This window comes from Streptomyces macrosporus, assembly GCF_039533145.1.
GTDB classification, from domain to species: Bacteria; Actinomycetota; Actinomycetes; order Streptomycetales; family Streptomycetaceae; genus Streptomyces; species Streptomyces macrosporus.
This window is the reverse complement of the sequence record NZ_BAAASZ010000020.1, coordinates 96,497-104,288: the sequence shown is the minus strand read 5'-3', so window position 1 is coordinate 104,288 and position 7,792 is coordinate 96,497. Positions and strand designations below refer to the sequence as shown.

4 protein-coding genes and 2 pseudogenes are annotated in these 7,792 nt (G+C 74.9%); 2 read left to right on the top strand and 4 right to left on the bottom strand.

What is annotated here, in order from left to right; genetic code table 11:
- Window positions 1–7 precede the first annotated feature (7 nt).
- Window positions 8–1,885: a translation elongation factor 4 gene (gene lepA / locus ABD335_RS12575; RefSeq protein ID WP_344322356.1), complete on the bottom strand. Its 1,878-nt coding sequence runs from the start codon at window positions 1,883–1,885 to the stop codon at window positions 8–10.
- Window positions 1,886–2,106: 221 nt separating this feature from the next.
- On the opposite strand from lepA, the gene rpsT reads away from it, so the two are divergent.
- Window positions 2,107–2,373 carry a 30S ribosomal protein S20 gene (gene rpsT / locus ABD335_RS12570; RefSeq protein WP_344322355.1) on the top strand — a complete coding sequence of 89 codons (267 nt, stop codon included), beginning with the start codon at window positions 2,107–2,109 and terminating at the stop codon, window positions 2,371–2,373.
- 415 nt (window positions 2,374–2,788) lie between these two features.
- Here rpsT and holA read toward each other — a convergent pair.
- Window positions 2,789–3,718 (bottom strand): annotated as a pseudogene (holA, locus tag ABD335_RS12565) (DNA polymerase III subunit delta); the annotation flags it as partial.
- A 139-nt stretch (window positions 3,719–3,857) separates the two neighbouring features.
- Between holA and ABD335_RS12560 the strand changes: the two are divergent.
- Window positions 3,858–4,103, top strand: coding sequence for a hypothetical protein (locus tag ABD335_RS12560; protein WP_344323003.1), 246 nt, complete (start codon window positions 3,858–3,860; stop codon window positions 4,101–4,103).
- Window positions 4,104–4,354: 251 nt separating this feature from the next.
- On the opposite strand, the pseudogene ABD335_RS30775 reads toward ABD335_RS12560, so the two are convergent.
- Both ABD335_RS30775 and ABD335_RS12550 read right to left on the bottom strand, forming a co-directional pair.
- Window positions 4,355–6,871, bottom strand: a pseudogene (locus ABD335_RS30775) (ComEC/Rec2 family competence protein); the annotation flags it as partial.
- A complete protein-coding gene (locus ABD335_RS12550) occupies window positions 6,868–7,593 on the bottom strand; it encodes a ComEA family DNA-binding protein (protein WP_425583620.1) in 726 nt (241 codons plus the stop codon). The pseudogene ABD335_RS30775 and the gene ABD335_RS12550, both read right to left, overlap by 4 nt.
- Window positions 7,594–7,792 lie beyond the last annotated feature (199 nt).

Genomic DNA, 7,792 nt, shown 5'->3' with positions numbered 1-7,792 from the left:
GCTCCCGCTACTTCTTCCCCTTGTCCCCGGCGCCGCCGTCGGAGTCGGAGGAGAGCGCGGCGATGAAGGCCTCCTGCGGGACCTCCACCCGGCCCACCATCTTCATGCGCTTCTTGCCCTCCTTCTGCTTCTCCAGCAGCTTCCTCTTGCGGGAGATGTCACCGCCGTAGCACTTGGCGAGCACGTCCTTGCGGATGGCCCGAACGGTCTCGCGGGCGATGACGCGCGAGCCGATGGCGGCCTGGATGGGCACCTCGAACTGCTGCCGGGGGATGAGCTCGCGCAGCTTGGAGGCCATCTTGACGCCGTAGGCGTACGCCTTGTCCTTGTGGACGATCGCGGAGAAGGCGTCCACCTTGTCGCCGTGCAGCAGGATGTCGACCTTCACCAGATCGGCGGTCTGCTCGCCGGTGGGCTCGTAGTCGAGCGAGGCGTAGCCGCGGGTCTTGGACTTCAGCGCGTCGAAGAAGTCGAAGACGATCTCGGCCAGCGGGAGGGTGTAGCGCAGCTCGACGCGGTCCTCGGAGAGGTAGTCCATGCCCTGGAGGTTGCCGCGCCGGGACTGGCACAGCTCCATCACCGCGCCGACGAAGTCGTTGGGCGTCAGGATCGTCGCCCGGACCACCGGCTCGTGCACCTGGGCGACCTTGCCGGTGGGGTACTCGCTGGGGTTGGTGACGATGTGCTCGCTGCCGTCCTCCATGTCCACCCGGTAGATCACGTTGGGCGCGGTGGCGATCAGGTCGAGCCCGAACTCGCGCTCCAGGCGCTCGCGGATCACCTCCAGGTGCAGCAGGCCCAGGAAGCCGACGCGGAAGCCGAAGCCGAGCGCGGCGGACGTCTCCGGCTCGTAGACCAGCGCGGCGTCGTTGAGCTGGAGCTTGTCCAGGGCGTCGCGCAGCTCCGGGTAGTCCGAGCCGTCCAGCGGGTACAGCCCGGAGTACACCATCGGCTTGGGGTCCTTGTAGCCGCCCAGCGGCTCGGTGGCGCCCTTGGCGAACTGGGTGATGGTGTCGCCGACCTTGGACTGGCGGACGTCCTTCACACCGGTGATCAGGTAGCCGACCTCGCCCACGCCCAGGCCGTCGGCGGGCAGCATCTCCGGGCTGTTGGTGCCGATCTCCAGCAGCTCGTGGGTGGCGCCGGTCGACATCATCTTGATGCGCTCGCGCTTGGAGAGCTTGCCGTCGACGACCTTCACGTACGTCACCACGCCGCGGTAGGCGTCGTAGACCGAGTCGAAGATCATCGCGCGGGCGGGGGCGTCGGCCTCGCCGACCGGCGCCGGGACCTGCCGGACGACCTCGTCCAGCAGCGCCTCGACGCCCTCGCCGGTCTTGGCGGAGACCTTCAGGACCTCCGACGGGTCGCAGCCGATGAGGTGCGCCAGCTCGGCGGCGAACTTCTCCGGCTGGGCGGCCGGCAGGTCGATCTTGTTGAGGACCGGGATGATCGTGAGGTCGTGCTCCATCGCCAGGTAGAGGTTGGCGAGGGTCTGGGCCTCGATGCCCTGGGCGGCGTCGACCAGGAGGATGCAGCCCTCACAGGCGGCGAGGGAGCGGGAGACCTCGTAGGTGAAGTCGACGTGCCCCGGCGTGTCGATCATGTTGAGGATGTGGGTCGTCCCCTTGGCCTCGCCCTCGGTGGGCGCCCATGGGAGACGGACCGCCTGGGACTTGATCGTGATGCCGCGCTCGCGCTCGATGTCCATGCGGTCGAGGTACTGGGCGCGCATCTGGCGCTGCTCGACGACACCGGTGAGCTGGAGCATCCGGTCGGCGAGGGTCGACTTGCCGTGGTCGATGTGCGCGATGATGCAGAAGTTGCGGATCAGCGCCGGGTCGGTACGGCTCGGCTCCGGCACGTTCGAAGGGGTCGCGGGCACGCAGGGTCCTGTCGGGTCATGGCTCGGGTTCGATACGTCACCCCCCATGGTCCCATGAGCGGCGCACTCGGTCCGGTTTGGGAGGCCATCGGGCCTGCTGGTAACCTGACCCACTGTGTCTCTTGCCCTCCTCCAGGGGCCCGTCGCGACGGAAGCGCGGGGGCCGAAGAGGGCGACGGGGACACGGAAACACACCTCATCACACCCGAGAAGGCTCTTTCGTGGCGAACATCAAGTCCCAGATCAAGCGGATCAAGACCAACGAGAAGGCCCGCCTGCGCAACAAGGCGGTCAAGTCCGAGCTGAAGACCGCGATCCGCCGCACCCGTGAGGCGATCGAGGCCGGTGACGTCGAGAAGGCCACCGCGGCCGCGCGTCTGGCCGCCAAGAAGCTCGACAAGGCCGTCAGCAAGGGCGTGATCCACAAGAACCAGGCCGCCAACAAGAAGTCGGCGATCGCTCGCAAGGTCTCCGCTCTCCAGGGCTGATCCCCCTCGGGTCGCCCTCTCGGCGCGACCCTCGGTGCCGGAGCGGGCCACAGCGGACCCTCTCACCGCTCCGCAACGGCACCACCGCGCCGCACGCGGCCTGCGTTCGCCACGCGGGTGTGGCGCAGCGGTGGTGGCACGGACGTACGGGACGTACGGCACGGGCCACCCCGACCGATCAAGAGCCAGTGGCCCCGTACGCGTTCCTCCCCAGAGCGCGCACGGGGCCTTTGCGCTGCCCGCGCCCGCGCGCCGCGCCGCGTCCGGGGAGACGGTGCGGGAAGCGGTCGCCGCGAACCTCCGGGCGGGAACGTTCCCGATGCCGGGGAAGTCCTCGACACCGGGGAGTCTCGACGCGGGGAAGTCTCGACGCCGGGGAGCCGGCGAAGCCCGGGGATGCGACCGCCTCGGCGGCTCAGCGGGAGCGCGCCGCGCGGGCGACGGCCATGACGGCCTTCTCCAAGGCGTACTCCGGGTCGTCCCCGCCGCCCTTCACCGCCGCGTCGGCCTCCGCCACCGCCCGCAGCGCCACGGCCACCCCGTCCGCCGACCAACCGCGCATCTGCTGACGGACCCGGTCGATCTTCCACGGCGGCATGCCCAACTCCCGGGCCAGGTCCCCCGGACGCATCCCGCGCGGGGCCGACAGCAGCCTGCCGATCCCCCGCACTCCCTGGGCCAGGGCACTGGTGACCAGCACCGGAGCGACCCCCGTGGCCAGGGACCAGCGCAGCGCCTCCAGCGCCTCGGGCAGCCGGCCCTCCACCGCGCGGTCGGCGATGGTGAAGCTGGACGCCTCGGCACGGCCGCTGTAGTAGCGGGCGACGACGGCCTCGTCGATGGTGCCCTCGACGTCGGCCATGAGCTGGGAGCAGGCACTGGCCAACTCGCGCAGGTCGCTGCCGAGCGCGTCGACCAGGGCCTGGCACGCCTCGGGGGTGGCGGAGCGCCCCGCGGTGCGGAACTCGCTCCGGACGAACGCCTGTCGGTCGGCGGGCTTGGTCATCTTCGGGCAGGCCACCTCGCGGGCGCCCGCCTTGCGCGCGGCGTCCAGCAGGCCCTTGCCCTTGGCGCCGCCCGCGTGCACCAGCACCAGGGTGATCTCCTCGGCCGGTGCCTTCAGGTACTCCTTGACGTCCTTGACGGTGTCCGCGGCGAGGTCCTGCGCGTCGCGGACGACCACGACCTTCCGCTCGGCGAACAGGGACGGGCTGGTCAGCTCGGCGAGCGTGCCCGGCCGCAGGTCGGCGGAGGCGAGTTCGCGCACGTCGGTGTCCGCGTCGGCGGCCTTGGCGGCGTCGATCACCTGCCGCACGGCGCGGTCGAGCAGCAGGTCCTCCTGGCCCACCGCGAGCGTGACGGGAGCGAGCGGGTCGTCGGTCGGGGACTTCCTGGTTCTGGTGGCCATCGCCGACCAGCATCCCACGAGCCGCCGACACCCACCGCCCCCGTGGGCGGTCGGAGCCCTGCCGCAGAATGGTCCGGTGAGCGACGTTCGACACATCCTGGTGCTGCCCGACCGCGATGCCGCCGAGGAGGTGGCCGAGGAGGTCGCCGAGCGGCTCGGCCTGCCCGAGGAGCCGCGGCCGATCCGCGAGGCGCTGGCGGGCGAGGACGACGCGGAGGACGCCCAGTGGCTGGTCGTCCTCGACGGCCCCGCGGACGCGTACGACCGGGCCGAACTGGACGCCCTCGCCGCCGAGTACGACGGCTGGCTGGAGACCGAGTAGGCGGTGGGCGCGGCGTAGGGCGGGCCGGGACCCCCGCGCCCACCCGGGACGGGTCTTCCTCCGGTCGCGGCCGGAGAGGGCGCCGGCCTGGCGCGGGGAGAACGAGCCGGTGGGCCGGGAGCCGACACGCTCGGGCGCGCGGCTCGTCCCCCGGGGCTTCCCGGCCCGGCTCCGGGTTCCCCGACCGCGTGGGCGGCGGCACCGCCCGGAGCGTCCCGCGCCCGCGGCCGGAGCCGTCGCGCCGTCCCGCGCCGTCCCGCGGAACCGACCACCGTCCCACCGGAGGTGACGGCCAGTGAGCCGTGGACGTCGGTGCGCAGCACGACGGCTCCGGCCGCGCGCAGGGCGGCGAGGGTGCGCGGCGCCGGATGCCCGTAGGGGTTCTCCTCTCCCGCCGACACGAGGGCGATCCGGGGGTCCAGCCGCTCCAGCAACGCCGGGTCCTGGTAGGCCGAACCGTGGTGGGCGACCTTGAGGACGTCCACCCGCGGCAGGTCGGGACGCGCCGTCAACAGCTCCTGCTGTGCCGGGGGTTCGAGGTCGCCGGGGAGGAAGACGGTCAGGTCGGCGGCGCGGACGAGGAGGGTCACGCTGGCGTCGTTGGCGTCCTCGCCCGACGGGGAGGGCGGTCCGGGCGGAGCGGGCGCCCGGGGCCACAGCACCTCCCAGGACAGGTCGCCGATCCGACGCCGCTCCCCCGGCCCCGCCCGGACCACCGGCACTCCCGCCCGGGCGGCCGTGTGCCGTACGGCCGCCGCCTGCCCGGAGGGCTCGCCCAGGGGGGTGGTCTGGATCGCCCCGACCGCCCGCCCGCGCAGGACCCCGGACAGCCCCGCGACGTGGTCGGCGTGGAAGTGGGTGAGCACCAGCAGCGGGACGGCCGTGACCCCGAGGGCGCGCAGACAGCGGTCCACCGCCTCGGGCTCGGGACCGGTGTCGACCACGACGGCCGCCCCCTCACCGGCCGCCAGCGCCAGCGCGTCCCCCTGCCCGACGTCGCAGACGGCGAGCCGCCAGTCCGGCGGCGGCCAGCCGGTAAAGGGGCGGATCAGCGGAGCGGGCCGCAGGACCGCCAGGACGAGCAGCACGGCGCAGGCGGCACAGAGCCACGGGTGACCCGGCAGCCGCCGGGCGGCCAGGACCACCACCACGGTCAGCGCGGCCAGCAGCAGGGCCCCGGCCCAGGTGCCCGGCCAGTCGATCTCGGCGCCGGGCAGGGAAGCGCCCGCCCGGGCGATGGCGGCGATGGCGCCGGTGGGCCAGCCCGCCGCCCAGGCCAGTGCCTCGGCCAGGGGCGGTGCGAGCGGCGCCGCCGCCAAGGCGGCGAAGCCGAGCACGGTGGCGGGCGCCACCAGGAACTCGGCCAGCAGGTTGCACGGGATCGCCACCAGGCTGACGTGGGCGGCCAGGACCGCGACCACGGGCGCGCACACCGCCTGCGCGGCCGCTGCCGCGGCCAGGGCCTCGGCGAGCCGCCCGGGCACCCCCCGACGGCGCAGGGACGCGCTCCAGCGCGGCGCGAGGGTGAGCAGCGAGCCGGTGGCCAGGACCGAGAGGAGGAAGCCGAAGTCGCGGGCGAGCCAGGGGTCGTACAGGACGAGCAGCAGGACGGCGGCGGCCAGCGCGGGCAGCAGGGAACGCCGTCGCCCGGTGGCGATCGCCACGATGGTGATCAGTCCGCAGGCCGCCGCCCTGAGCACACTGGGCTCCGGACGGCAGACCACCACGAAGGCCAGGGTGAGCAGCGCGCCGGTGACCGCGGTGGTGCGCAGCGACATCCCCAACCGGGGCGCCACTCCGCCGCGTTCGGCGCGGGAGGCCGTCCCCGGTGGTCCGACGAGCAGCACCAGCAGGATCGCGAGGTTGGCCCCGCTCACCGCCAGCAGGTGGAGCATGTCGGCCGCGCGGAAGGCCGCGTCGAGGTCGGGCGGGATGCGCGAGGTGTCGCCGACCACCAGCGCGGGCAGCAGCGCCCGCGCGTCGGGCGGCAGCCCGTCGGCGGCCTCCCGCAACCCGGCCCGCAGGTCCCCGGCGGTGCGCTGGGCGGCGGTCGGCTCACCGGTCACCGTGGGCGGCCCCTCGCCCCGCACCCGCAGCACGGCGGCGACGTCCCGGCCGCCCGCCTCCTCCCGCGGTGGCAGGAGCCGGGCCCGGACCCGCAGCCGGGTGCTGGGCAGCAGGTCGAGCCACGACGACGGCGACCGGGCCTCGGCCCCCGTCCGCTGTCCGCCCGTGCCGTCCCGCCGCACCATGAGGAGCACCGGCGACCGGGTGTCGGTCACCGTGCCGTCCGAGGCGGTGACGCGGACGGCCTCGGCCCGCAGCATCACCATCCCCGGCAACTGCTCGGACCCGTGGACGCGAGGCCGCACCACGCGCGGATCACCGGTGACGGTCACCTCGGCGGTGACGTGGGCGTGCCGCCGGGCCGGCTCGGACAGCGGACCGCGGTGCACGTCGGCCGCGTGCGCCGCGGCCACTCCGCCGCCCGCCGCGGCGCACACCAGCGCCAGGGCGGCGGCCGGGTACCCGCCGCCCCGGCCCCGTGCCAGGAGCAGGCACACCGCCGCCGCCAGGCAGCAGACGACCGCGCCGACGACCGCCGTACGGCCCGGAACCCCCAGGGCCAGGGCCGCCGCGCCCCACGCGGCCAGCGCGGGCGGGGTCAGTCGGAGGTCGGCGGGGCCCTCCTGGCGTGGTTCGGCCGCGCCCAGACGGTGCCCGGCCGCGGCGTGCACCGCCGCCCGGGCGGTTCCCCGGACGGTCACGGTCCGACCAGTGGCCGCAGGTCGGCGAAGCGGCGTTCGCCGATGCCGTCGATGTCGCGGAGCTGTTCGACGGAGGTGAAGCCGCCGTGCTCGGTCCGGTAGTCGATGATGCGCCGGGCCATGACGGGACCGATGCCCGGCAGCGCGTCGAGCTGGTCGACCGTGGCGGAGTTGAGGCTGACCGGCACGCCCGCCGGCGCCCCGCCCCCGGCCGGAGAGCCGGGCTCGGCGGGTACGGCGGGCACGACGGCCGCGGCGGCCGGCTCTCCGACGACGATCTGCTCTCCGTCGATCACCGGACGGGCGCGGTTGAGTCCCTCGATGTCCGTCCCCGGCCGGACGCCGCCCGCGGCCCGCAGCGCGTCGGCGACACGGGCCCCCGCGGGCAGCCGGTGCACCCCCGGCCTGCGGACCTTGCCCGTCACGTCCACCAGGAGCTGCCGTCCGCCGGGAGCCGACGCGGCGGACGGGGGAGGCGAGGGGGCCGGACGCGGACGGGACGCCGCCGACTCCACCTCGGGCGCCCGGACGGTCTGAGGGCGGCCGGTCCAGAAGTGGTGCGCGGCGAAGCCCAGGGCCACGACCAGCACCAGGGCGAGCGCGGCCAGTGCGCGCGGCTCCACACCGCACCGTGTCCGCACCCACAGCGGCAGCCGCTCCCGTACGGCCTCCGACAGCCGTGCGCGCCGCGAAAGCCCCGGCTCGGGAACCGGGTTCGGCACGGGCGGCTCCCGCACCGGCTCGGACGCCACGAGCCCGGACGCCACCGGCTCGGACGCCACCGGCTCGCGCGCCGCGGCCCGGCGCGGAGGACGTTCCCCGGCCGCTCGGCGGGCACGCGCCCGGCGGACCGCCTCACGGGCGGCGGCCACGGCCTCCGCACGCGACAGCGGAGCCGGATCGCCGGCACCCCCACCGGTC